The organism is Paraburkholderia sp. BL6665CI2N2 (assembly GCF_004366535.1).
In the GTDB taxonomy this organism is placed as follows: domain Bacteria; phylum Pseudomonadota; class Gammaproteobacteria; order Burkholderiales; family Burkholderiaceae; genus Paraburkholderia.
In genome coordinates this window covers 2,964,739-2,989,050 of record NZ_SORC01000001.1, presented here as the reverse complement: position 1 = coordinate 2,989,050, position 24,312 = coordinate 2,964,739, and the positions used below count along the sequence as shown (strand labels likewise).

Annotated in this window: 24 protein-coding genes; 11 read left to right on the top strand and 13 right to left on the bottom strand. The window is 63.7% G+C overall.

Going from position 1 to position 24,312, the window contains the following annotated elements:
* Positions 1-39: 39 nt before the first annotated feature.
* Positions 40-1,029: a LysR family transcriptional regulator gene (locus tag B0G81_RS13270; RefSeq protein ID WP_134136078.1), complete on the bottom strand. Its 990-nt coding sequence runs from the start codon at positions 1,027-1,029 to the stop codon at positions 40-42.
* Positions 1,030-1,230: 201 nt separating this feature from the next.
* On the opposite strand from B0G81_RS13270, the gene B0G81_RS13265 reads away from it, so the two are divergent.
* The 3 genes from B0G81_RS13265 (at position 1,231) to B0G81_RS13255 (ending at position 5,493) form a co-directional block, all read left to right on the top strand.
* Entirely contained in the window at positions 1,231-3,399 is a 2,169-nt protein-coding gene (locus tag B0G81_RS13265) for an FUSC family protein (protein ID WP_134143098.1), read from the top strand.
* A 171-nt stretch (positions 3,400-3,570) separates the two neighbouring features.
* Positions 3,571-3,786, top strand: a complete 216-nt coding sequence (locus B0G81_RS13260) for a hypothetical protein (RefSeq protein WP_134136076.1) — start codon at positions 3,571-3,573, stop codon at positions 3,784-3,786.
* Between the two features lie 192 nt (positions 3,787-3,978).
* The gene (locus B0G81_RS13255) at positions 3,979-5,493 is read left to right on the top strand and encodes an acetyl-CoA hydrolase/transferase family protein (RefSeq protein ID WP_134136074.1); all 1,515 of its coding nucleotides are present in this window, start codon (positions 3,979-3,981) and stop codon (positions 5,491-5,493) included.
* A gap of 72 nt (positions 5,494-5,565) precedes the next feature.
* Here the strand turns inward: B0G81_RS13255 and B0G81_RS13250 are convergent, their stop codons facing one another.
* Together B0G81_RS13250 and B0G81_RS13245 are read right to left on the bottom strand one after the other, a co-directional pair.
* Positions 5,566-5,820: a GlsB/YeaQ/YmgE family stress response membrane protein gene (locus tag B0G81_RS13250; protein ID WP_007176844.1), complete on the bottom strand. Its 255-nt coding sequence runs from the start codon at positions 5,818-5,820 to the stop codon at positions 5,566-5,568.
* A gap of 161 nt (positions 5,821-5,981) precedes the next feature.
* The gene (locus B0G81_RS13245; RefSeq protein WP_106280470.1) at positions 5,982-6,689 is read right to left on the bottom strand and encodes an MgtC/SapB family protein; all 708 of its coding nucleotides are present in this window, start codon (positions 6,687-6,689) and stop codon (positions 5,982-5,984) included.
* A 662-nt stretch (positions 6,690-7,351) separates the two neighbouring features.
* Between B0G81_RS13245 and B0G81_RS13240 the strand changes: the two genes are divergently transcribed.
* Positions 7,352-7,876, top strand: a complete 525-nt coding sequence (locus B0G81_RS13240; protein WP_121310990.1) for a hypothetical protein — start codon at positions 7,352-7,354, stop codon at positions 7,874-7,876.
* Between the two features lie 28 nt (positions 7,877-7,904).
* Here the strand turns inward: B0G81_RS13240 and B0G81_RS13235 are convergent, their stop codons facing one another.
* On the bottom strand, positions 7,905-9,068 hold the full coding sequence (locus tag B0G81_RS13235) for a metallophosphoesterase (RefSeq protein WP_134143097.1): 1,164 nt from the start codon (positions 9,066-9,068) through the stop codon (positions 7,905-7,907).
* A 390-nt stretch (positions 9,069-9,458) separates the two neighbouring features.
* On the opposite strand from B0G81_RS13235, the gene B0G81_RS13230 reads away from it, so the two are divergent.
* Positions 9,459-9,779: a hypothetical protein gene (locus B0G81_RS13230; RefSeq protein ID WP_121310224.1), complete on the top strand. Its 321-nt coding sequence runs from the start codon at positions 9,459-9,461 to the stop codon at positions 9,777-9,779.
* 29 nt (positions 9,780-9,808) lie between these two features.
* Here the strand turns inward: B0G81_RS13230 and B0G81_RS13225 are convergent, their stop codons facing one another.
* Positions 9,809-10,393: a malonic semialdehyde reductase gene (locus tag B0G81_RS13225; RefSeq protein WP_134136072.1), complete on the bottom strand. Its 585-nt coding sequence runs from the start codon at positions 10,391-10,393 to the stop codon at positions 9,809-9,811.
* A 156-nt stretch (positions 10,394-10,549) separates the two neighbouring features.
* Here B0G81_RS13225 and B0G81_RS13220 point away from each other — a divergent pair, with 156 nt between their 5' ends.
* From B0G81_RS13220 to yjfF, 5 genes are all read left to right on the top strand, one after another.
* Entirely contained in the window at positions 10,550-11,161 is a 612-nt protein-coding gene (locus B0G81_RS13220) for an alpha-ketoglutarate-dependent dioxygenase AlkB (protein ID WP_134136070.1), read from the top strand.
* Between the two features lie 331 nt (positions 11,162-11,492).
* Entirely contained in the window at positions 11,493-12,479 is a 987-nt protein-coding gene (locus B0G81_RS13215) for an ABC transporter substrate-binding protein (RefSeq protein WP_116121252.1), read from the top strand.
* Between the two features lie 211 nt (positions 12,480-12,690).
* Positions 12,691-14,298 carry a sugar ABC transporter ATP-binding protein gene (locus B0G81_RS13210; RefSeq protein WP_134136068.1) on the top strand — a complete coding sequence of 536 codons (1,608 nt, stop codon included), beginning with the start codon at positions 12,691-12,693 and terminating at the stop codon, positions 14,296-14,298.
* Positions 14,295-15,326 carry an ABC transporter permease gene (locus B0G81_RS13205; protein WP_134136066.1) on the top strand — a complete coding sequence of 344 codons (1,032 nt, stop codon included), beginning with the start codon at positions 14,295-14,297 and terminating at the stop codon, positions 15,324-15,326. Before B0G81_RS13210 ends, B0G81_RS13205 begins: the two co-directional genes overlap by 4 nt.
* Positions 15,323-16,426, top strand: a complete 1,104-nt coding sequence (yjfF, locus tag B0G81_RS13200) for a galactofuranose ABC transporter, permease protein YjfF (RefSeq protein WP_134136064.1) — start codon at positions 15,323-15,325, stop codon at positions 16,424-16,426. Before B0G81_RS13205 ends, yjfF begins: the two co-directional genes overlap by 4 nt.
* A 23-nt stretch (positions 16,427-16,449) precedes the next feature.
* On the opposite strand, the gene B0G81_RS13195 is transcribed toward yjfF, so the two are convergent.
* Together B0G81_RS13195 and B0G81_RS13190 are read right to left on the bottom strand one after the other, a co-directional pair.
* The gene (locus B0G81_RS13195) at positions 16,450-17,751 is read right to left on the bottom strand and encodes an MFS transporter (protein ID WP_134136062.1); all 1,302 of its coding nucleotides are present in this window, start codon (positions 17,749-17,751) and stop codon (positions 16,450-16,452) included.
* A 65-nt stretch (positions 17,752-17,816) separates the two neighbouring features.
* The gene (locus B0G81_RS13190; RefSeq protein WP_134136060.1) at positions 17,817-18,596 is read right to left on the bottom strand and encodes a putative hydro-lyase; all 780 of its coding nucleotides are present in this window, start codon (positions 18,594-18,596) and stop codon (positions 17,817-17,819) included.
* A gap of 185 nt (positions 18,597-18,781) precedes the next feature.
* Here B0G81_RS13190 and B0G81_RS13185 point away from each other — a divergent pair, with 185 nt between their 5' ends.
* Positions 18,782-19,720: a LysR family transcriptional regulator gene (locus B0G81_RS13185; RefSeq protein ID WP_134136058.1), complete on the top strand. Its 939-nt coding sequence runs from the start codon at positions 18,782-18,784 to the stop codon at positions 19,718-19,720.
* A gap of 30 nt (positions 19,721-19,750) precedes the next feature.
* Here the strand turns inward: B0G81_RS13185 and mdcH are convergent, their stop codons facing one another.
* Genes mdcH through B0G81_RS13155 form a run of 6 tightly spaced genes read right to left on the bottom strand, consistent with a single transcriptional unit; the run spans position 19,751 to position 24,311 of the window.
* A complete protein-coding gene (mdcH, locus tag B0G81_RS13180; RefSeq protein WP_134136056.1) occupies positions 19,751-20,683 on the bottom strand; it encodes a malonate decarboxylase subunit epsilon in 933 nt (310 codons plus the stop codon).
* The gene (locus B0G81_RS13175) at positions 20,683-21,381 is read right to left on the bottom strand and encodes a malonate decarboxylase holo-ACP synthase (protein WP_134136054.1); all 699 of its coding nucleotides are present in this window, start codon (positions 21,379-21,381) and stop codon (positions 20,683-20,685) included. The genes mdcH and B0G81_RS13175 overlap by 1 nt, the downstream gene beginning before the upstream one ends.
* A complete protein-coding gene (gene mdcE, locus B0G81_RS13170) occupies positions 21,381-22,199 on the bottom strand; it encodes a biotin-independent malonate decarboxylase subunit gamma (RefSeq protein ID WP_134136052.1) in 819 nt (272 codons plus the stop codon). The genes B0G81_RS13175 and mdcE overlap by 1 nt, the downstream gene beginning before the upstream one ends.
* Positions 22,196-23,080, bottom strand: a complete 885-nt coding sequence (locus tag B0G81_RS13165) for a biotin-independent malonate decarboxylase subunit beta (RefSeq protein WP_134136050.1) — start codon at positions 23,078-23,080, stop codon at positions 22,196-22,198. The genes mdcE and B0G81_RS13165 overlap by 4 nt, the downstream gene beginning before the upstream one ends.
* Positions 23,077-23,400, bottom strand: a complete 324-nt coding sequence (locus tag B0G81_RS13160) for a malonate decarboxylase subunit delta (RefSeq protein WP_116144048.1) — start codon at positions 23,398-23,400, stop codon at positions 23,077-23,079. The genes B0G81_RS13165 and B0G81_RS13160 overlap by 4 nt, the downstream gene beginning before the upstream one ends.
* Complete coding sequence (locus B0G81_RS13155; RefSeq protein ID WP_134136049.1) at positions 23,388-24,311, bottom strand: triphosphoribosyl-dephospho-CoA synthase; 924 nt, start codon at positions 24,309-24,311, stop codon at positions 23,388-23,390. The genes B0G81_RS13160 and B0G81_RS13155 overlap by 13 nt, the downstream gene beginning before the upstream one ends.
* Position 24,312: the final 1 nt, after the last annotated feature.

Sequence of the window (24,312 nt, the reverse complement as noted above, 5' to 3'; positions counted from 1 at the left end):
CACGTCAGAGCAGGGCTTAAACATAGGCGTAAGACCCGCTCAAAGTTTATGCGCCACCTCATGTCCGGTTTTCACCCGAGCCAACCCGTCGGCCTGCGCTTCTCCGACTTCCGCGAGCAGCGCCTCATCGCGTGCGATGACTTTCGGCAGATGGGTGCGCAGGAACTCAACCCAGGTCCGCGTCTTCGCGTCGATGAACTTACGCGACGGATACAGCGCGCAAACATGCATCTTCTGCGCGGTATAGTCCGGCAACACGCGCACTAGCGTGCCGTCACGCAATCCGGAAATGGCGGCGTACAGCGGCACCATGCCAATGCCCATCCCTTCGCGAATCGCGACAATCAGCGATTCAGCGATGTTCACGTGCACCGGCCCATTCACCTCCATCATTTCGCTGCCATTCGGCCCATCGAGCACCCACTCGTGCGGCGGAAACGCCGGCGTGTGAAGGATCAGACATTCGTGGTGCGCCAGATCGGCGGGCTGCTGCGGCGCGCCGTGTGCGCGCACATACGCGGGCGATGCGCACATGATGCTAAAAGTCGTCCCCAACGGAAGCGACACGAGTTCCGAATCAGGCAAGGTGGAAGCGCCGATCACCGCGACATCGGCGCTACCTTCGAAAAGATCCGGCATGCGCTGCGACAATGTCAGCTCGACTGTGACTTCCGGATACAGTGCGCGATAACGCGAAATGGCCGGCAAAACGTAGTGCTGGCCGATGCTGGCAAAGCTGTGCATCCGCAAAGCGCCGCTTGGCCGCTCATGCGCACAACTGGCTTCTTCTTCCGCCGTGTCGACATCTGCCAGTATCTGCTGACATCGTTTCAGATAACGCTCACCTGCTGTGGTGAGCGCAAGTCGTCGCGTCGAGCGGTTGAGCAGCCGCGTGCGCAAATGAGCTTCGAGTTCCGAGACCGCGCGGGACATCGCGCCGGTCGTTGAATTGAGCGACTGAGCGGCGGCGGTAAAACTACCGGCTTCGACCACGCGCACGAACACTCGCATATTTTGTAACGTATCCATCGATCCTTCCATTTCACGGCTTAAGCCGTATTGTCCGCCTGTCCCGGATGCGCATTGTTGTTCATTCTGGAACGGACGTTCCGCAGCCGTCCTCTTAATGCGCACATAGCATGCTCCTACAATCGGCGGCTTGCGTGCCGGTGTCCGCAGTATTCCCGCCGGTGCTTCCTTAAGCGACCAACCGGGGCGCCTAGATTCCAGATGAAACGCGAACATGCGATCGAGCCGACGGCGGGTTCCCGCCGGCAGTGGGGCCGCATGTTGCAAATGCTAAGCCCGGCCGTCCGCGACTGGGCGGCCGGCGAGAGTCTGATCTGGCTGCATCTGCTGAAAACCGTCACGGCGGGCTTGCTGGCGCTGGGCATTGCGATGCTGCTGGATCTGCCGCAGCCGCGCATTGCGATGACCACCGTGTTCGTGCTGATGCAGCCGTTCAGCGGCATGGTGCTGGCGAAGAGTTTCTACCGGATTCTCGGGACCGCGGCGGGCACGGTCGCCGCGCTGGTGCTCGGCGCGCTGTTCGTCCAGCAGCCCGAGTTGTATATGCTCGGCATGATCGGCTGGGTGAGCGCCTGCATTGCGGCAGCGGTCCGGTATCGGCATTTCAGATGGTACGGCTTTGTGCTCGCGGGTTATACCGCTGCGCTGATCGGCATCCCGAACGTCACAGTGCCTCACGACCTGTTTCTGGCGGCGCTCACGCGCGCAGCGGAAGTGGCGGTCGGCATCGTGTCTTCGAGCGCGGTGAGCGCGCTGATTGTGCCGCAGCGGTCCAGCCTCGCGCTGCGGCGCGCGCTACAAATCCGGTACGGAAATTTTACTGCATTCGCTGCCGACGTGTTGGCTCGCGGCATCAAGCGGGGCCAGTTCGAGCGGCGCTTCGCGAATCTCGTCGACGAGATTGTCGGGTTCGAGGCGACACGTACTTTTGCCGCCTTCGAAGACCCGGCCATGCGTTCACGCAGTCAGCATCTCGGTCGTCTGAACGGCGAGTTCATGGATGCCTGTGCGCGGCTGCATGCGCTGCATCAACTGCTCAAGCGGCTACATGCGAACGGCTCGGCGCCGATCGTCGCGGCGATCAAACCGTATTTCGACGAACTGGCCGCGCTCATGGCGCCGCAGTTCGAGGCCCCGGTGGATGCATCGCGCATGGCAGCCCGTTTGCAACATTTCCAGGCGAGCCTGCCGAGGCGTGTGCGTGAAACGAGACGGCCGCTGGAAGCCGCGTCCGCCGAATCGCTGGCGGACTTCGATACGGCGGCGGAACTGCTGTACCGGTTCGTCGACGAATGGATCCGCTACTCGCGGACCTACGCATCCGTGACGCAGCGAAAGCGTGACGACAGCCATCCGCGAACGAAAAGCCGCTATGTGAGCAAAACCAACACCTTTGTCGTTGCGCTGACGTTTATCCGCTCGGCTGTGGTGATGGCGATCGCGGGCTGGTTCTGGTTCATGACCGACTGGCCGAGCGGCGGCCTTGCGGTGATCGGCGCGGCGCTGGCGTGCGCGCTGACATCGACTGCGCCGAACCCGTCGAAGATGGCCGTGCAGATGGCCGTCGGCGCCGTGCTGGCCACCGTGACCGGCTACGTCTTCACGTGCTACGTGTATCCGAACATCGACGGCTTTCCGCTGCTGTGCGCGACGCTGGCGCCGGTGCTCGCGCTCGGCGCATTCATCGCCACGCGCAAGCTGGCGGCGGGATATGGGATCGGTTTCTCGGTGTTCTTCTGCCTGCTCGCCGGACCCGACAACGTCGTCACTTACGCGCCGGATCTGCTGATCAACAACGGCATCGCGTTGAGCGCGTCGATGCTGTTGGCGGCGCTCGTTTTCGCGGTGGTTTTTCCGGCCGACATGCCTTGGCTCATCGGGAAAATCATGGGCGATTTACGCGCGCAAGTCGTATTCGCGTGCAAGGACGCACTGCCGGGTCTCAATCAACGCTTTCAGTCGAGCACGCACGACCTGACTTCACAGTTGCGCATGCTGTTGACGCGACGCTCCCGCCGCCGCCGCGATGCGTTGCGCTGGACACTCGCGACGCTCGAAGTCGGCCACGCCGTGATCGATCTGCGCAACGAAATGGCGCGCGCCGACTACGTGCAGACTCTTCATCCGCGCTGGACCAGCACCGTGGAGCATACGCGCGACGACCTCGCGCGGCTCTTCGAGCGGCCCGACGCGCGTGGTCTCGAGCGAGCGCTGCTGTCCGTGCGCGCGGCCACGTGGCTTGCGCAGGACGTGCTGCAAATGGTTCATGCCGATCGCGACAAGCGTCACGACCTGCAGCGCATCCTGAGTTGCCTGCATTTCATTCGCACAGCGTTGCTCGACAAGGACGCGCCGTTCAACCCGCATTGACCGATGCACGCGGCGACGGACTCTGTGCGGCGATCCTTCTGCAAGATGGAAGGATCACTTCCGGACCGCCCCATTTATCCGCGGGACAGGCAGCCATATAGTTTCATCACTGCCCCGCAGTTTCCCCAACGGGTTTCCCGCGAGGCAGCACCGTAAGTCCTGGAGAACGAAATGAATGTGTTGAAGATTGCCCTGATTGCCTGCTCTTTGTCCGCCGTCGTCGCTCACGCGCAAACGGCGCCGGCCGCCCCGGAACAACAGGTTGCCCAAGCGAATGCGCAGCGCGCGAAGAACGCCGAAACGCAAAGCCGCAGCACCACACCGGCAATCAAAGCTGACGAGTGCGTTGGGCCTGTGAGCTTCTGCAACATCTACTTTGGCAGCTAGGCCGCGCCACTCGTTATATCTGACGTATGTGCAAGACCTGTCGCGAACGTTCGACGCGCGACGAATCACCTGACCGCGACCGCGTCCCATCGTGACGCCGCGGCGGGTGCGACAATCCGGCTACCGAGCGAAGCACACCGCAGACGTGCGCACTGGTAGTCTGGACGGGTGACTATGGAGAGACCCAGTTTCATGTACCAAGACCGGATTCGCTGCGCTGAGTTGCGCGCAAAAATCACTTCAGCCGCCGAGGCGGCGCTTCTGATTCAGGACGGTATGTGTGTCGGCGCGAGCGGCTTCACGCGCGCAGGCGATGCCAAAGCGGTCCCCGTTGCGCTTGCCGAGCGCGCCCGTCAGGAAGGCAAACCGCTGCGCATTACGTTGATGACCGGTGCGTCGCTGGGTCACGACGTGGACCGCACGCTCACCGAGGCGCACGTGCTGGCGCGCCGCTTGCCCTTTCAGGTGGACAAGACGCTGCGCGACGCGATCAATCGCGGCGAAGTCATGTTCGTCGATCAGCATCTGTCTGAAACGGTCGAGATGCTGCGCGCGAACCAGCTGGGCAAACTCGATATCGCCATTATCGAAGCCACCGCGATCACCGAGACTGGCGGCATCGTGCCGACCACCTCGGTGGGCAACTCGGCGAGCTTCGCGATTCTCGCCGACAAGGTGATCGTCGAGATCAATCTTGCGCAACCGCTCGCGCTCGAGGGACTGCACGACATCTGGATTCCGGGCCGCAGGCCGAACCGCGAGCCGCTGCCGATCGTCCGTCCGCAAGACCGGGTCGGCACGCCGGCTATCGAGATTCCGCGCGAGAAAATCGCGGCGATCGTCATCACCAATATGGCCGACAGTTCGTCCACCGTGTTGCCGGCGGATGCCGAGACCGAGTCGATCGCGGGTCATCTGATCGAGTTTTTCCAGCACGAAGTGTCGCGCGGGCGCATGCCCAAACGCTTGCCGCCGTTGCAGGCCGGCATCGGCACGATTGCCAACGCCGTGCTGGCCGGTTTCGTCGATTCACCGTTCGACGCCTTCGAAATTTACTCAGAGGTACTGCAGGATTCGACCTTCGATCTGATGGATGCCGGCAAGGTGACGTTCGCCTCCGGCGCGTCGATCACGTTGTCGGCCGCGCGCCAGGCGCAGGTGTTCAGCGAACTCGAACGCTATCGCGATCGACTTGTTCTGCGTCCGCAAGAAGTCAGCAACCATCCTGAAGTGATCCGCCGGCTCGGATTAATCGCGTTGAATACCGCGCTCGAATTCGACATCTATGGCAACGTGAATTCGACGCACGTAGGCGGCACGCACATGATGAACGGCATCGGCGGTTCGGGCGACTTTGCGCGCAACGCGTCGTGCGCGATCTTCGCGACCAAGTCGATGGCGAAGGGCGGCCGCATTTCGAGCATCGTGCCGATGGTGCCGCATTGCGATCACAACGAACACGACGTGGATGTGGTCGTGACGGAGCAGGGACTCGCCGACTTGCGCGGTCTCGCGCCGCGGGAACGCGCAACGTTGATCATCGAGAATTGCGTGCATCCGCTGTATCGCGATCTGTTGCGCGACTACTATAGGGAATCATTGAAGGGAGGCGGGCAAACGCCGCATCAGTTGGATCAGGCTTTCGCCTGGCATACGCGGCTGCGGGACACCGGCTCGATGTTGCCGGCGGTGGAGACAAGGCTTTAAACGCGGGTTGTCAGATCAAACCGGCGTCAGGTGGCATTCGCCCCTGACGCCGAAAGACATCAGGTGCTACGCTCAGGTACCTCGTCGAATGAGGCGGATAAGAAACAATAGAATGACCGCGCCGATCACCGCCGTGATGATCGAGCCGATCCAGCCGCCGCCCAGCGAAATGTGCAGCACGCCGGCGAGCCAGCCGCCGATGAACGCGCCGACAATCCCGACGATGATGTCCACGATCAGGCCGAAGCCGCCGCCCTTGACGAGCACGCCTGCCAGCCAGCCAGCGATCGCGCCGATGATGAGCCATGCAATGATGCCGTGTTCCATAATCGAGACTCCCTAGTTGAGTGTGAAAAATTCACGGTGACAGAGCTTAGTCGATGGTTATGGGACAGTCCATATTCAGGACGCGGAATTAACATTGTCTAAATCTATTGCAGATCAAGTGTAGACGATGCGCGCGCAGATAGGGAACTTACACGTCACGCTTACTCCGGCGTCGGCTCCGCTTCTCTGGCCGTCCAACTGACGCTGGAAACGCTCTTTTCCATGCTGAGGCGGCTGGCCATCTGTTCGAGCTTCGACTGATCCTTGGGATGCATCTTTAACGTTGCCGTAACGCGAATGCGTCCTGGGTCGTTTTCAACGTCCTCGCTCGTCAGGCTTTGAAACGACAGCGGCGTCGAATACATGGAGTTGGAGACGGCGGTACGAATGTGGATCTCGTCGGCTTCCCGGCAGACGATCGTCAATACATATTCGCGGACCAGGTCGGCGTTCGATACCGGCGTCGCGTTGATCGTACGGCTGACTTCGCGCAGCACGGTATTGGTCAACAGCACGACGAGGGTGCCGGCGAGCGCCGGCCCGTAATGACCCGCGCCGCACAAAACCCCCACCGCGGCCGAGCACCACAAGGTTGCCGCAGTGTTGATTCCCTGGATGGAACCCTTGTCGCGCATGATCACGCCGCCGCCGAGAAAGCCGACGCCGGAGACCACATAGGCGGCGATCTGGGTGATGCCGGCCGTGCCGTTGCCGGTCAGTACGCCGAGCGTGACGAACAGGCACGCGCCGCTCGCGACCAGCGTGATGGTGCGCAGGCCGGCATTGCGCTGACGTATTTGCCGTTCGAGGCCGATCGCGACGCCGCAGGCGAAGGCGGCGAGAAGCCGCCAGACGAATTCAATGGTCATCGGTAAGCAAGGTTGAGGCGCAAAACTGCACAGTGTGAACCGTACACGTGACAGCAGCACGTCCGTCTCGATGGGACGCGGGCGCGTTCAGGCGTGGCGCAGCGCGAACGAACGGTTCACGGCGCCGACAGTCGAGCAAGGTCGGCACGGCATGGAGCCGTGCGGCACTTCACTGCAACTTACTGGCAATTTCGCTGGTAAAAAGTGGGTATCAACGACGTGCACCGCCGGCCCGAAGGCAAGACGGCGACAGACAAACACTGGCGCGGAAATCTTGCCGATCAGGCGATCGGGCGAATCGAAGCTCGACGGGTACTACTGCTACTGTCCAAGATCGTGATTCCGGGTAAATGAACTGGGCGGATTTTAGGCATCTCTGCAAAGGTAAGTCAAGTCGCGACGGAGCGAGGCTGCGAATGAATTGCATGCCATCTTTGGGGAAGTTTCCGCATGCATGGGAGAGCTATTCCTACATAAATACGGACTCCGAATATTGACGGTAGCCGTCCCGGAAAACACACTGTCTGCATCATCCGTAACACGTCGCGCGGCCTTGGCGCTCAAATGCGCGGTCTTATTTGTCGGGCTTTTCGCTCTTGCAGCGTTGCGCCGTGATCCGCACGACGTCGTTATTTCCGCCGCTCATCCGAATCGAGGAATCTATGAAAGTTAAAGCTCTTGGCGTCATCGCCGGCGCGTTGATCGCTGCCGCTCCGCTCGTGTCGTCAGCCGCAGCTCTGCCGGCGCCGTTCGAAGGCAGCAGCACGCTGCAGGCAGACGGTGTCGTGAAGTCGGTCGATCAGGCTAACCATTCGGTCACTGTGCTCGACGCGCAAGGCGGTGAGGCGTCATTCACCATTACCGACACGCGCAATCTCGCGCAGATCAGGCAAGGCGGCAAGGTTCACATCCGCATGATGCGCAATGCCGTGATCAGCGTCACGCAGAGCGCGAACGGTCAAGCGGCAGCGGCTCAGATTGCCCAGTCGAACACGGTGCAGAGCGTGCACGCCCGGGTCGAGTCCATCGACCACGTTTCCGGCATCATGGCGCTCAAAGACCCGAATGGGTCTCTGTTTCATATCCAGGGCCGCGATCCCGCCAAGATCACCGGCGTGACGCCGGGTATGCAAGTGGTGGTGGCGTTCGCGCCGCAAGTGAGCGTGGCTGTGGCGCCCGCGCAGTAACGGGCGGCTTAATCGGACCTGTCGGGCCTTAATCGGGTTCGCCGGGTACGAGGCGCAAGCGCGTGATTTCGGAAGGTGCGCCCAGGCGCTTCGGCGGTCCCCAGTAGCCCGTGCCGCGGCTCGTGTACACCCAGAGTCCATTCAGCCGCGCGAGGCCGGCGGTGAACGGCTGCTGAAGGCGCACGAAGAAATTCCACGGAAAGAACTGGCCGCCATGCGTGTGGCCGGATAGCTGCAGCGTGAAGCCGGCTGCGGCGGCGGCTTCGGCTGAGCGCGGCTGGTGGGCGAGCAGCACCTTGATCAGTACGTCGCCGGGTGCGCCGGCCAGCGCCGCGACTGGGTCACTGCGGTGCGCCGGATCGTGATGGCCCGCTGAATAATCGGTCACGCCGGCGATCACGGCACGTGCGCCGTCGTGATCCACGATCACGTGCTCGTTCAGCAGGACGTTCAATCCCAGGCGCCGGAATTCGTCGATCCAGGCGTTGGCGCCGGCGTAATACTCGTGATTGCCGGTAACGAGAAAGGTGCCATGGCGTGCGCTCAACCGTGACAGCGGTTGCGTATGGTTGGTCAGTTGCGGCACGCTGCCGTCCACGACATCGCCGGTGACAGCGATCAGATCCGGCTTGAGGCGATTCACCGCGTCGACGATTGCATCGACATAGCGTCGTTTGATAGTCGGGCCGACGTGAATATCGCTGATCTGCACGATCGTGAAACCGTCGAGCGCGGCGGGCAAATCGTCGATCGGCACTTCGATCGTCACCACCTTGGCGCGGCGGCGAGCGTTGAACAGGCCGACGAGCGTGGAAAGCAGCGCGAGCAGCGGCACAGCCGCGGCGGAGCCGGTTCGCCAGTGCGGGATGGCAATGGTGTTCGGCCAGATTGCATCGACGGTAAGGAGCGAAGCGAGCACGAGGTCGCGCGCGAATGTCAGGACCAGCAGCGACGAGAAGAAGCCCATCGCCAGCAGGCCGACCCATGCGAGCCGGTCGCCGAGCGGTTGTTGTTTGATCGTGCGCGCCAGCATGCCGAGCGGAATCAAAAAGATCGACAGCACGAGCCACAACGCGCACAGCCAGCGGCCGGTCATATCGATCGGCATGTCCGGAATCAGACGCAAGCCCACGTAGATATGCAGGAGAATGCCAATCAGGATGAAGCGAACAAGAAACGATGAGCGGCGCATAGAGAGGATCAGGGCGGGAAGGGGCCGGCACAGACGGCGGAGCGGCGGCGGCTCGCCGAGCGCGGCAATGCCGTGGCGAACGAGCCGATCCATTCTACCGAGATGTGCAACGGCCTGCCGGCCGCGCCAAATTGACGCTGCTATGGCGAACCGTCCAAGGCTAACAGGCACGCGCACGGTATTGCATTGCAGCAACCCAAGCGGCTGAGGGTAGGCCGCTCAGGCTGCCGATATGTTCGAATTAAATGGGCTTTGAATTGTGGTCGGGCGTGGACTATTCTCAAATAGAACCGGCTTGTATCGCAGTCAGTGCAAAGGCCACAGCGAGGGCCCGCGCAGTCCGCTCGCGGTTCGTACAGTCGCCGGCAGAGGGCAAAGCAGGAGGCACATATGAAGCTGCTCAGATCAGGCAACCCGTTCCGCCACGCGCATCACGTCGGATATGAGGGCAGCCACGTCATGCTGCCGCTCGTGGTCATTTCGGTAATGGCGATCGGCTTGTACTTCGGCGTGCGCAACATCGATTTTTCCGAGTTGGGCAAAAGCGCGCTGTTCTATGTCGTCATGCTTAGCGTCGCTCTCGGCATCGCGGGATTGTTCGGCGTCGTGGGGGCCTGGGTGCGGTCCAACGGCGACGAAGCCGAAGAGGGCTTCTGCTTCATCGGCGCCTTGATCGGCGCCGTGGTCTTCTACGTGGCGATCTTGACTTGACCACGCAAGGACGTGCCGGGCACCGTGCATCAGACGATCCGCGCGGCCTCGTCGAAAGCGAAGCGCGGGCTGCGCGGGAACAGTTTCGATGGGTCGCCGTAGCCCAGGTTGATCAGAAAGTTCGACTTCACGGTGGTGCCGGCAAAGAACGCTTCGTCGACCTTGGCGGCATCAAATCCTGACATTGGGCCCGTGTCCAGGCCAAGTGCGCGCGCGGCGAGAATCAGATAGCCGCCTTGCAGCGTCGAATTGCGAAATGCCGTGTCGGCGATCGCCTTCTCGTTACCGGCAAACCAGCTGCGTGCATCGGCATGCGGAAACAGCTTCGGCAGGTGCTCGTAAAACGCCATATCCATGCCGACGATCGCCGTGACCGGCGCTGCCATCGTCTTATCGAGATTGCCTGGCGACAAAGCCGGGCGCAGTTTTTCCTTGCCCTCCTGCGTTCTGACAAAGACGAAGCGGCCCGGACTCGAATTGGCCGATGTCGGGCCGAGCAGCACGAGTTCGATGAGTTGCTTGAGCACGGCGTCGTCGACCGGATTTTGCTGCCAGCCGTTATGCGTGCGCGCTTCGCGGAAAAGCTGATCGAGCGCCTGGTCGGAAAGAAGCATTTGATGGTTCCTTGAAGGTGACGTGGGCGAAATGAAAAGGACGGCGCCGGATCAAACCGCAAGCTACGCGTAGTAGCGTCGTTATCGTTGCCGCCATAATAGCCAAGGTTCTCATCCAGTCGCGCTTTGTGCGCGCGATTGTACTCAGGCATTCTCATGACGGATCTTTTTGCGGATTTTTCCGATGCTCTGCCGACGCCCGACGTCGACTGGTATCCCGATTGGTTGTCGCCTGAAGCGGCGGCACGGGCCTTGACGCACCTCGTCGACGAAGTCGAATGGCGTCAGGACATGATGGGCACGCCTGCCGGGCGTGTGCCGTTGCCACGGCTGACCGCCTGGCAAGGCGAGCCTGACGCCGTCTATGTCTACTCGGGTATCCGCAACGTGCCACAAGCCTGGACGCCGACCGTCGCCGAACTGAAGTCTGCTGTGGAGTCGATTTGCGACGCGCATTTTAATAGCGTGCTGATCAACCGCTACCGAAGCGGTACGGACAGCATGGGCTGGCATGCGGATCGCGAGCCCGAACTCGGCGCGCATCCGGTGATTGCCTCGGTGAGCCTGGGTGTCGCTCGCACGTTTGATCTGCGGCATAACAAGACCGGCGTCGTGCAGTCTTTTTCACTGAAAGGCGGCAGCTTGCTGGTGATGAAGGGCGACACGCAGGCGGATTGGCGGCATCGGGCGCCCAAAGAGCCGCGAGTGGCGGGCGAGCGCATCAACCTGACGTTTCGATGGGTGACGCCGCGTGCTGGTGTTCGCTAATGTGTGGCGTGCATTGGGCGAGGGCGGTTGCGCCGCGGAGCTGACCAAGCCGACCAAACCCGAAGCCACCAAGCCACAGAACACGTAAGCGCATAAAAAAGCGCAACGCACCAACGCCAGGCAACGCTCCCGAGCCACCCCAGCACCACGCGAGCGACCACCCACAACCGCCAGACGCCCTATACCAAAATTGATATCGCCGACGCGAATCATATGATTGGACGGTTAACGCCCTACACACTACGCTACATCACGATCCACGCACCGTGAGGGCCGCAACGGCTGGGCGGATTCGATGGGTCGCCTACACAACAACGATCAGGAGACAGTCATGGCGAATACACGACGCGCCGCATGTCGTGCGTTGGGCGCGCTCGCACTTTGCGCGGGCTTCGGTGCGCTGACGCTGGCCACGCCGGGCGCTTACGCGCAGGACAAACAGATCACGCTGGGTTTTGCGCAGGTCGGCGCGGAAAGCGCATGGCGCACCGCCAACACCGAGTCGGTCAAGTCCGCGGCGGCCGACGCGAAGATCAAGCTCAAATTCTCCGACGCCCAGCAGAAGCAGGAAAACCAGATCAAGGCGATCCGCTCCTACATCGCGCAGAAAGTCGACGTCATCGCGTTTTCGCCGGTCGTCGAGTCGGGCTGGGAACCAGTATTGCGCGAGGCTAAAGCCGCAAAAATTCCGGTGATTCTCACCGACCGGAACATCGATACGAAAGACCCTTCGCTCTATGTGACGATGATCGGATCGGACTTCCTGGAAGAAGGCCGGCGCGGTGGTCATTGGCTCGCGGATCACTACAAGAACGACCAAGGCCCGGTCAACATCGCTGAACTTCAGGGCACGGTCGGATCGGCGCCCGCCAACGACCGGCACTCGGGTCTCCTCGAAGTGATCAAGAACGATCCCAAGTTCAAGATCATTGCGTCGCAAAGCGGCGACTTCACGCTCGCCGGCGGCAAGCAGGTCATGGAAGCGTTTATAAAGACATATGGAAATAAGATAAATGTAGTTTATGCGCATAACGACGATATGGCGCTCGGCGCCATCCAGGCGATGGAAGAAGCCGGCATGCATCCGGGCAAGGACATCATCGTCGTTTCGTTCGATGCGACCAAGGGCGGCTTCCAGGCCATGGCCGCGGGCAAGATGAATGTCGATGTGGAGTGCAGTCCGCTGCTGGGTCCGCAATTGATGTCGGCGGTGAAAGATGTCGTGGCCGGCAAGCAACTGCCTAAGCGCATCCTGACGGAAGAGACGGTCTTCCCGATGAGTGTCGCCGCGCAGACACTGCCGACGCGCAAGTACTGACGGCAATTGATAAGGCTTCCTGACTGTCAAGAGCGGGCATAGAAACGCGGACAAGCGCGACGGGAAGCGCGGTACCGACACACGAAAAAAGGTTTCTCCAGTGGTGCCTGGCCGTCCGACTGCTTGGGCAGCGGCGGCCTCTTTTCCGCGCACTGCCGACTTGAGGCCGCTGGAGGCCGCCGAACCACGCACCGCCGATCGAGCGAGGCCTATGACGCATCCCGCATCTGAACCGAACCCGCCGGCCGGCATCATCGGCGCCGCCGCAACCCATGCCGACGGCGCCACGAACCGCGTCGAGCCGATTCTCGCGACCGCCGGCATCAGCAAGACATTTCCTGGCGTGAAGGCGCTGCAGCGGGTCGACTTCCGCCTGTTCCCCGGCGAGATCCACACGTTGATGGGGCAGAACGGCGCGGGCAAATCCACTTTGATCAATGTGCTTACCGGTGTGTTAGCGCCGGACGCCGGCACGATCAGCCTCGGTGGCCAGGTAGTGGCGTTCGCCTCGCCGCAGGAAGCTGAAGCGGCCGGCGTGCGCACGCTGTACCAGGAAGTGAATCTGTGCCCGAACCTCTCCGTTGCGGAGAACATTTTTGCGGGGCGGCAGCCACGGCGCTTCGGCGCGATAGATTGGCCCGATATCAAGCGGCGCGCCCAAGCCGCGCTGGCGCGCCTCGACGTGAGTCTCGACGTCACGCGATCGCTTGACGCCTATCCGATCGCCGTGCAGCAGATGGTGGCCATCGCGCGAGCGCTTTCGGTCGACGCGCGCGTGCTGATCCTCGACGAACCGACCTCGAGCCTCGACGACGGTGAGGTCAGCCAGCTTTTCAAAATCCTTCGGCATCTTAAGCAATCTGGCATTGCAATTCTGTTCGTCACGCATTTCATCGAACAGACGTACGCCATCTCCGATCGCATCACGGTAATGCGCAACGGCGAGCGCGAAGGTGAATATCTCGCGCGCGATCTGCCGGCCGATCAACTGGTATCGAAGATGGTCGGCCACGAGCGGATGAGCGCACGTTTGCGCGAAGCCGCGCAGGAAGGGCACGACACGGAAGAAAAACAAGCCGCGCAGACCGGCCAGCCGTTCGTCGAGTTGCGCGGCGTCGGACGGCGCGGCACGCTGCAGCCGATCGATCTCGACGTGCAGCCCGGCCAGATTCTCGGTCTTGCTGGTTTGCTCGGCTCGGGCCGCACGGAAACCGCACGGCTGCTGTTCGGTGCGGACCGCGCCGACAGCGGCACGATCCTGGTGAAAGGGCGCCCGGTGCGGCTGCGTTCGCCGCGCGACGCGGTGCGCCACGGCATCGGCTATTGCGCGGAAGACCGCAAGAAAGAGGGCATCGTCGCGGAACTGTCGATCCGCGAAAACATTCTGCTGGCGTTGCAGGCGCGGCGCGGCTGGTGGCGCAAGATCAGCCGGCAGCGCGCGCGCGAACTGGCCGATCTATGGATCGAGCGGCTCGGCATTAAGGCCGCGGATGCGGAACAGCCGATCGGCCTGCTGTCCGGCGGCAATCAGCAGAAAGCGCTGCTGGCGCGCTGGCTCGCCACCGATCCCAAACTGCTGATCCTCGACGAACCCACGCGCGGCATCGACGTTGCAGCCAAGTTCGACATCATGGATCGTCTGCTGGCGCTATGCGCGAGCGGTCTGAGCATCCTGTTCATTTCGTCGGAGATCAGCGAGGTGCTGCGCGTGAGCCATCGCGTGGTGGTGTTGCGCGATCGTCGCAAGATCGCCGAAGTGGCCGGCAAGGCGTCGAACGAAGACAATATCTATCGACTCATCGCGGGGAGCGGCGAATGAAGCTATCTAACTGGTTCGTACGCGACGGCGCCGAGCGTCCTTTGATCTGGCCGTGCGTCACGCTGGTGTTGTTGTGCGGACTGAACCTGTGGGTCAATCCGCATTTCCTGTCGCTACGCATGCTCGACGGCCATCTGTTCGGCGCGCCGATCGATGTGCTGAATCGTGCCGCGCCACTGGTGCTCGTCGCGACCGGCATGACGCTCGTGATCGCGACGCGCGGCATCGATATTTCGGTCGGCGCGGTCGTGGCGATCGCGGGCGCCGCCGCGGCCACGATACTCGCCACGCAGCCGGTACCGACTGGCGGACTGATCGCGCAGGCACTGCTGGCGGCTTTGATCGTCGGCGTGCTGAGCGGCATGTGGAACGGCTTGCTGGTGTCGTTCGTCGGGATGCAGCCGATCATCGCCACCTTGATCCTGATGGTCGCCGGGCGCGGCATCGCGCAATTGCTGACGGCGGGGCAGATCATCCCGATCGGCGCGCCGGGCTATCTGTTTGTAGGCGGCGGTTACTGGCTCGGCGTGCCGTGTTCGGTGTGGATCGCTACGGTGTCGGTGCAGGCAACCGCGGCGCTCGTCGAAGGCACCGCGCTCGGGCTGTTCATTCGCGCGATCGGCGTCAATCCGGTCGCCACGCGTCTGGTCGGCTTGCGCTCCAAGGCGCTCGTTTTCGCGGTGTACGGCTTCTCTGGACTGACCGCGGCGATGGCGGGCATTCTCATCAGCTCGAACGTACGCAGCGCCGACGGCAACAATGCCGGCCTGCTGCTCGAACTCGATGCGATCCTCGCGGTGACGCTCGGCGGCACCTCACTGCTCGGCGGCCGCTTCAGTCTCGCGGGCACGGTGCTGGGCGCGCTCATCATTCAGACGCTCACGTACACCACCTATTCGATCGGCGTACCGCCGGAAGCGACGCTCGTCGTCAAGGCGGCCGTCGTGCTCGCGGTGAGCGTGATCCAGTCGCCGTCGGCGCGCGCGCTCGGCATGGCGCTTGTCACGCAACGGAGGGTGGCGCGATGAGACGCATCCTCGAAGCCTGGGCTCATATTGTCGATCCGCGCACGCTGCCGATCGCCGTGACGATCCTGTTGTTCTGCGCGCTGTTCGGATTCGGCTCGGTCATGTACACCGGATTCTTCTCGTGGCAAGTGTTGCTCGATCTGCTGGTCGACAACGCGTTCCTGCTGATCGTGGCGATCGGCATGACGTTCGTGATCGTGTCCGGCGGCATCGACCTGTCGGTGGGTTCGGTCGTCGCGCTGACGACCATCGCCGAGGCGGTGCTCTCCGAACATCTGCATTGGCCGGTCTGGGTGATCCTGCCGATCGTGCTGCTGATGGGCACGGTGTTCGGCGCGGTGCAGGGCGCGTTGATTCACTTCTTCCGCTTGCAGGCCTTTATCGTCACGTTGGCAGGCATGTTCTTCGCGCGCGGCTTGTGCTTTCTGATCACGACACAGTCGATCACTATCACCGATCCGACGTTCCAGAAGATCTCGGCGTTTCGCCTCGACATCGACATCGGCATCGGCTCGGTGACGGCGAATGTGCTGATCGCATTCGTCACGCTGCTGGCCGCGATCTACGTGGCGCATTTCACGCGCTTCGGGCGCAACGTCTACGCGATCGGCGGCAACGCGCGTTCGGCTTTGCTGATGGGCTTGCCGGTGGCGCACACGCGCATCGGCGTGTATGCGCTGAGCGGCTTCTGTTCGGCGCTCGGCGGCGCGGTCTTCACGTTCTATGTGCTGTCGGGTTACGGCTTGCAAGGGCAGGGCATGGAGCTCGATGCCATCGCCGCGACGGTGATCGGCGGCACGCTGCTGACGGGAGGCGTCGGCTATGTGATCGGATCGCTGTTCGGCGTCGGCATTCTGGGCACGATCCAGACGCTGATCACGTTCGACGGCACGCTCAGTTCGTGGTGGACCCGCATCGTGATCGGCGCCTTGCTGTGCGCGTTCTGCTTACTGCAACGGCTGATCGAGCGTCATGCGAAGTCGGTGGGCCGACCGGGCGGTACCGGCGCGGTCGTGACCGCGGGACGTGAACGCGGGCACGCGGACGGATCGGCGGCGTCGGATTCGCATGTAATCGGACGCGCGCCTGAACAGGCTTGAACACACACGCGCGTCGCGGCGGCTCACGCGCTGAGCTGCCGTCCCCTGGTTTCAGGCAGCGTCAACGCGGCGAGGATCACTATGCCGTACGCCGCCGCAGCGAACACGCCGATCGCATGGCCGAGCGTCGTCGTTTGCGACACGTAGCCGATCAGGAACGGAAACGTCGCGCCGACCGCCCGCCCGAAGTTGTAGCAGAAGCCCTGACCGGAGCCGCGAATCCGCGTGGGAAACAGCTCGGTGAGGAACGCCCCCATGCCCGAGAAAATGCCGGACGCGCAGAAGCCGAGCGGGAAACCGAGCGCGAGCATCGAAAGGTTATCGAGCGGCAGTTGCGTGTAGATCAGCGCAATCGCGCACGACGCCAGAGCGAACGCGATGAAGGCGCGCTTGCGGCCGATTCTGTCGCTGACATAAGCGCCCGTCAGGTAGCCGCAATACGAACCGACGATCACCACGCCCAGATAGCTGCCGGTGCCGATCACGCTCAGATGCCGTTCGGTCTTCAGATACGTCGGCAGCCACGTGGTTACCGCGTAGTAGCCGCCTTGCACGCCGGTTGCCAGCACGGACGCGCGCAGCGTCGTCCAGACGATCTCGCCACGGAAAATATCGAGCAGCGAAGTGCGCGTTTGCGTGGCGGCCTGCGCCGCTTTCTGCGCCCGATGCACCTCGGGCTCGTCGACGAAGCGGCGGATCCAGATCACGAACGGCGCCGGCGCAATGCCGATCGCGAACAGCACGCGCCACGCGTAATCGGCCGGCACCAGCGAGAACACGGCCATGAAGAGCAGCGTCGAGATACCCCAGCCTATCGCCCAGCCCGCCTGCACGAGTCCGACCGCCTTGCCGCGATCGCGCGCGCGGATCACTTCGCCGATCAGCACCGCGCCGGCCGTCCACTCGCCGCCAAAGCCGAGGCCCATCAGCCCGCGCGCCCACAACAGCTGCGAGAAATTCTGCGCCAGCGCGCAAGCCAGCGTGAAGACCGCGAACCAGAGAATCGTGATCTGCAAGGTCTTCACCCGGCCGATGCGATCCGACAGCACGCCGGCACCCCAGCCGCCGAGCGCTGAACTCAGCAGCGTGACGGTGCCGATCAGACCGGCGTCGCCGCGCGTGATGCCCCACGTCGCGATCAGCGTCGGAATCACGAAGCTCAGGAACTGCGTGTCCATGGCGTCGAGCACGTAGCCGATCTTGCAACTCCAGAAGGCGCGCTTCTCGCTGGCGGAGATCTGCCGATACCACGCGAACGGGCCTTGTCCTGTACCGGACTCGGCATAATGCTCGGCGTCGGCGGTCAACTGCGCTTCGGTTTCCATGCTTGTACTCCGGTCGTCGTTGGCCGTGTCTCGTCGCACGGCGGGTGAGGGCACAAACGCTGCGGCTACAGTACCGCCAGCGTGGTGTTGGGAATATCGGTAACGAGCATGTGCCCCGGCTTGTGAGCGATCGCGAACGGCAGACGCGCGCTTTCGATGGCGGCTTGCGGTGTGACTCCGCAAGCCCAGAACACGGGCAGCTCGTCGCCGCGTACTTCGACGGCGTCACCGAAATCGGGATGCGCCAGATCGCGAATGCCGATCAGCGACGGATCGCCAATATGAACCGGCCCGCCGTGCACGGCGGGAAAGCGGCTGGTGATCTGGATCGCGCGGATGGCGTCGGCGGCTTTCATCGGCCGCATCGACACGACGCGATTGCCGCCGAACACGCCGGCCGCCACGTTACGCTCGCGGGTGCGATACATCGGCACGTTGACCTGCTGTTCGATATGACGCAGCGCGATGCCTTCACGCCGCAACATCTCTTCGAAGGAAAACGAGCAGCCGATCGCGAACACCACCAGATCGTCGCGCCACAATTCGTCGAGGCTGCGCACTTCTTCGGCGCGCTCGCCATGCCGGTACACGTAAAACGCCGGCACGTCATTGCGGATGTCGAGATCGGCGCCGAGCGCGGGCACGCGCCAGTCGCCCGGTTCACCGATGCCGAGCAGCGGACAGGCTTTCGGATTCAGCGTACAGAAGCGCAGGAAATCGTCGGCGTGCTGTTTGGGCAGGATGGCGAGATTGGCTTGCGCATAGTCGCCGCAATAACCCGCGGTGGGGCCGGACAGGCGACGGCTGCGTATCTGCTGACGAAACTCGGACGGCGTGTAGGACATGGACTGCTCGACTCCAGGTGGATCGCGTGGCTGAAAAACTGTCGCGGATGCAACCCAGATTAGTAACGTCAAAAATATCCATCCAGCGAGTTTTTATTGGATTTCGTTAAATTAAACTTAACAGCGCCGTTGCCCGTCCACGGCGATGATCGCGTGCAACCCGCCGCTGTTAAGAGAGCTCCGCCATGAATACCCGCTTTGTCGAAACGTTTCTGACGCTCGCCCGTCTAGGCAGTTTTCGCGCGACGGCCGCCGCCATGCACGCGACGCCCGCGGCGATTTCGCTGCGCATCAAAACGCTCGAAGCGGAGTTGGGCGTCGAGTTGATCGAGCGCGATGCGGCTGAATTTCAGCTCACAGCGAATGGCGAGCGGCTGCTCGCGCATGCGCGCTCGGTGGTGCAGGCTACGCGCTCGCTGCAACTGGCCGCGCAGGACGAGACACAAGTGGCGACGCGTTTGCGCCTCGGCGTGATCGAGACGGTGGTGCATAGCTGGCTGCCGGACTACATCCGCCTGCTGAACCTCGAGTACAACCGTATCGTCGTGGATCTCACGGTCGATTCGAGCGCGATACTCGGGCCGCGCTTGCGCGCGGGCGACCTGGATCTGGTGATTCAAGTGGAAGAAACCGCGGAGCCTGAAGCGTCGATCGTGTCGACCTTATTGGCGAGCTACCCCGTGCGCTGGATCGCGCGCAGCGATCTGATTCCGGCCAGCCGCGCGAAACACGTGCAGACCGTGTTGAGCAAGCCCGTGCTGACGTTTGGCCGTGGCACCGCGCCGCAAGTCGCCGTCGAGGCGATCGTGCACGCGCTCGCCAAACGCGCCGGTATGCCGCTCGCGCAGACTCAGGTGACCTGCATGCCATCGGTCGCGGTGATCGTGAAACTGCTGCGCGACGGCTATGGGATTGCCGCAGTGCCCGCGCTATTTGTCGAGCCCTATCTGAGCAGCGGCGAACTGGGGCAATTGCAGGTGCGTCCGCTGCCGCCGCCGATCGACGTCGCGATGTATTACCGCGACGACGCCGATGTCGGCGTGCTCGCGGCATCACGTGTCGCGCGAAACGCGCTCGATCAGTATGCGAAGGCGATGGGGCGGCAGTTGATCGAGAAACGCTGAGGCAAGCATGAGGAACATGCCGTCCATCATTCAATGCGCGTCGAGACGCCGTCGTGCGGTGGCCACGAGTCGATCGAACGAGAAAGTGCTGGCGGCGAGCGCGGCGGTCTCCGGCAAGTATTCGCGCGCAATGTCGGTCAAGACCTGGCCCGGCGGCGCTTCGATCAGCACATGTGCGCCCATTTCCTGCATGACCGTGAGCGCGTCGAACCAGCGCACGGTGTAACGCATATTGGTGGCGAGGTCGTCGCGGATCGCATCCGCCGTATACAACGGACGGCCACCGCGATTGCCGACATAGATGCTTCGCGGCGTGTAAAACGGCACGTCCTTCGCGTAGGCGATCAGTTCGTCCGTGGCTTGCGCGAGCAATTCGCAATGCGACGGCACGCTCACCGCGAGGCGAGTGGCCTTGCGCGCGCCCGCAGCCAGTGCGCGTTTGATGAAGGCGTCCAGTGCATCATTTGCGCCCGCTATGACGATCTGGCGCGGCGCGTTGACATTGCCGATGTAGACATGTTGCTGGACTTCATCCGAATGTCGCGCAGCGAGCGTTTCCACTTGATACTCGGTCAAGCCCGCTATCACGGCAAGCCCGTAGCCGGATGGGTACGCTGTCTCCATCAGCTCGGCCCGGCGGCGAACCATTTTCAACGCGTCTTCGAAGTGAATCGCGCCGCAGCTCACTGCCGCCGGATACGCGCCGACCGACAAGCCCGCGCTGATCTCCGGCACGAAACGTTCGGCAGCCAGCGCGCGTGTAAGCGCCACGCCCGCGACCGTCAGGCCGATCTGCACGGCGACGGTCGAGCGCAAGGCGTCCGGCGTGTCCAGTGTGAGCACATCGACGCCGAGCACGTGTGACGCTTCGTCGAGCGTGTCGCGCACCGCATGATGCTCCGGCAAACGATGCAGGAAGCCATCGCTCTGCGCGCCCTGCCCGGGGAAAAGCAGCGCGAGCATCAGGTGTCGTCGCCATGAGACGCGGAGCCCCACGGATCGGCGACCAGTTGCGGGCCGCGCGCGTGGCGTGCCAGCACACGTGGTTTGCCCGCGGCCCATTCAATCAGCGCCACACCGCCGGCGGGCGTATCGAGTTGCGCGTCCACGCGAACGCCGATGCGTTGTGCGAGCGCTTGCAGATAGTGAAGCAATTCCGCCGCAATATCCGACGTGAGCGGTGTATCGTACGTTCGGATGAGCAGATCGAGATCGCTTGATGCCGTCACTGTCGGCACGTGTGTGGCCAGTTCGAAACCGGCGCTGCCGGTCGGTCCCCAGGCGAATGCATGCAACGGGCCGGTCGCATCGTTTTGCAATGCGGCGAGTGCGGCGAACGCGGGCAATGCATCACGGCCGGCGAGCGGTGGGCGTGAAAGAGCTTCCGGCGACACGGCGCTCACCACATCCGCCGACGATGCCCACGTGCCATAACGCTCCGAACGTCCAATACCGCGCATCCCGATCGCGACGAACCCATCCGCCGCCAGCGCGCGCCGTACGACCGCATACGGCGCGCGCCCGAAAGCCTCGCGCACCCACGACGGTTCATTGTCGAACGCTTCCAGGCGTTGCAGTCGCAACAAGTCGTGCGGCCGCCATCGCACATCGCACGAGAGCGCGTGGTCGATTGCAAACGGCGGCGCGGCACAGACTTGCATCACACCGCATCCCACTGTTCGGCGAGACGCCGGCGCACTTCGATCGACGCCGCGCGATTCTTCCGCGCCGCCTCGGATTCCAGCCGATGCGCGAGATTGCGGCGGCCATCGTCGCGCACGCTGCGGATCTGCTCGGCCAACACCTGGCGCACGCGCTCGATCTGCGCGGCGTCCGGCGCATCGGCATCGACGCCGTCGATCAACTGATCGAGCAAGCCGAGCTTGGCGAACGACGCCATCGAGTACGACATCGGCACGATGGTTTCGCCGAGCGCGTCGAGTTCTTCGACCGTGCGGCGCGTGACGCGCGCGGCGGCTTCCTTGCCCATCGCGTGAACCATGGTGCCGGGCGCGTCGAGCGCGACGATGCGGTTGCCTTGATAGCCGTGCGCGAGGAAAGCGCCCGACATCGCCGGCCCGACGATCAGCGCGATTACCGGATGACCGGCATCGCGCGCGGCGGCGTAGGCGTCCACGGCCGCGGCGCACGCCAGGTGAATGCCGAGCATCTCCTCGCGATAGCCGTACGCCTGGCTTTTCACGTCGACGATCGCGACGATCGGGCGGCGCGTGCCGCTCGCTTCGTCCCGCGCAATGGCGTCGCGCACGGCGCGCGCGAGCCGCCAGCCCTGTTCGAGTCCGACCACGTTGTCGGTGGCGCGCGGAAAGCGGTTGACGGGGTCCGGCACGACTGAGAAGAAGTGCGCGGTCTCTCCGCCGAGCGGTGCGTCGCCGCTCAACACAGGCGCCTGGCTGGTCGATTCGCCGGCCAGTGCCTGGAACCAGCGCGCGCCGCGGCTGAGTTTTGCGTCGCTCATGCTTGCTCCTTGCGCGAATCGTTTTGCATTTGACGGTTGAACACGTCACGCATGGTTTCGGGCGTGACGCTGGCGGGATCGATCCGCGCGAGCCGGTCGAGGAACATGTCGACCTGTTCGCTGCGATGCGCGGCGGGCACGCCTTGCTCGAAGGCGGAACGCACGGCGGTGCGCACCGCCTCGGAATCGTCGTCGACCAGTCGATCGGCGAGCGCCGTCGCCGTACGCTGTTCGCCGCCGATCAGTTGCCATACGCGGCGGCGATCGCTGGCGTCGAGTTCGTCGATGCCTGCTTCCTGTTCGATCACTTCGGGCCCATTCATGCCGAGCCGCCCTTGCTTCGTGACGACCAGGTACGAGCACAAGGCAGCCGCCAGCGACATGCCGCCGAAGCAGCCCACCATGCCCGCGATCACGCCGACCACCGGCACATGCCGCCGCAGTGCGACGATCGCCGCCTGAATCTCCGCGATCACCGCGAGGCCGAGGTTGGCTTCCTGAAGCCGCACGCCGCCGGTTTCGAACAGCACGACCGGCCGCACGGTCTTGCCGCGTTCGCAGTCGCGCAAGGCCAGCTCGAGCGCCGCGGCGATCTTGCTGCCCGACACTTCGCCGATGCTGCCGCCCTGGAACGCGGATTCGATCGCGGCGACCACGGCGGGCTCGCCGCCGATGGTGCCGCGCGCGATCACGCAGCCGTCATCCGCCTGGCAGACCACGCCCTGCAGCGGCAGCCACGGCGATTCGATCTTGTCGAACGGGCCGAGCAGTTCGCGGAAGGTGCCCGCGTCCAGCAGCGAGCGGGCGCGCTCACGCGCCGGCAGTTCGATGAAACTCTCGCGCAGCATCGGCGCGGGATGAGCGGTCGCAACCGTAGTCATGCGTCGTCTCCCCGTTCGGCGGCTTCGGCGGCTTCGACCGCTTCCGCGAGGCGCAACGCGACCACGCCGGGCGTCGCCCCGAAGTCGTTGATTTCGATTTGCGCGGCGCCGTCATAGCGCGTGAAAAAGCGATCGAACACGCTCTTCCAGATGTGGCTGTAACCATCGACGCTGGTGCGCACGACCACGTGTGCGCTCAGCGCGCCAGCCTGGTCGGCGGGCGAGAGCAGCACTTCCAGATCGCCCGAGCCCACCACGCCGACATGCGCGCGGGTCGTGACGGCGCGTTGCGCCGGATAGTCGAAGGTCAGATGTTCCATGAGTCGGGGCTCCTGTCGGCGTCGTGATGCGCCAGCATGTCGAGAAAGAGGGTGGCGGCGAGCAGATCGGCTGCGCCGCCGGGCGATGCGTTCAGCGTCAGCAAGTCGTGTTCGAGCGCGGCGAGCGCGGCGCTGCCTGCGCGCGTCGAACTGCCGCCCGCGTCCAGCACGCGTTGCGCGCCGTGTTGTCCGGCATGCAAACCGGGCAAGCCCGCGCGATGCAGCAGGCAGGTGTCGTCGAGCGTGGCCATGATCGCGAGCAGGGTGTCGACGCGCGCGGCGTTTTCGTCGATGCCTCGCTGACGCGCCGCGAGCAACGCGGGCAGGCCTACGTCGATCACATGCGGGAAGCCGTCCTGCGCTTCACGGCGCGCGCCACCGACCTGGTAGCGCTGACGCGCGCGTTCGCCGTGGCTGTCGGAAGGCGCGGCGAAGCGATCCGGGAAGCAGGCGATCTGCGCGGCACGCGTGCAGATCTGCGATGGGTTCGCGCGCCTGGCGCCGGCGCGCAGTGACGCCCCCGCGATCAGCAGGCCGACGATCCAGATCGCGCCGCGATGCGCATTGCTGCCGCCCGTGGCGTGCAGCATGTCGAGCTCGCCGGCGCGGCCGATCTGCGCGAGTTCGGCGCGCAGCAACGCGGACGGCTCCCCGCGGCGGCGCGCCGCGCGGGCGAGCGCCGCGAACGTCGGCTCGAGCGCGTGCGCCGAGCGTAGCATGGTGTCGAGATCGAGGTCACGATGCGCGCCGCTGCCGCGCCGGTCGACCAGCGCGGGCTTGGGCGTGAGTTGGGCTTCGTCGATCAGCGCGGTGATGGCGTAATCGGCGAGTTGCGCGTCGGAAAGCGTAGGTACAGCGTTAGCGCAGCGCGCCTGCGCTTCTTCTCGCGCGAGCAAAGCAACGGGAGCCATG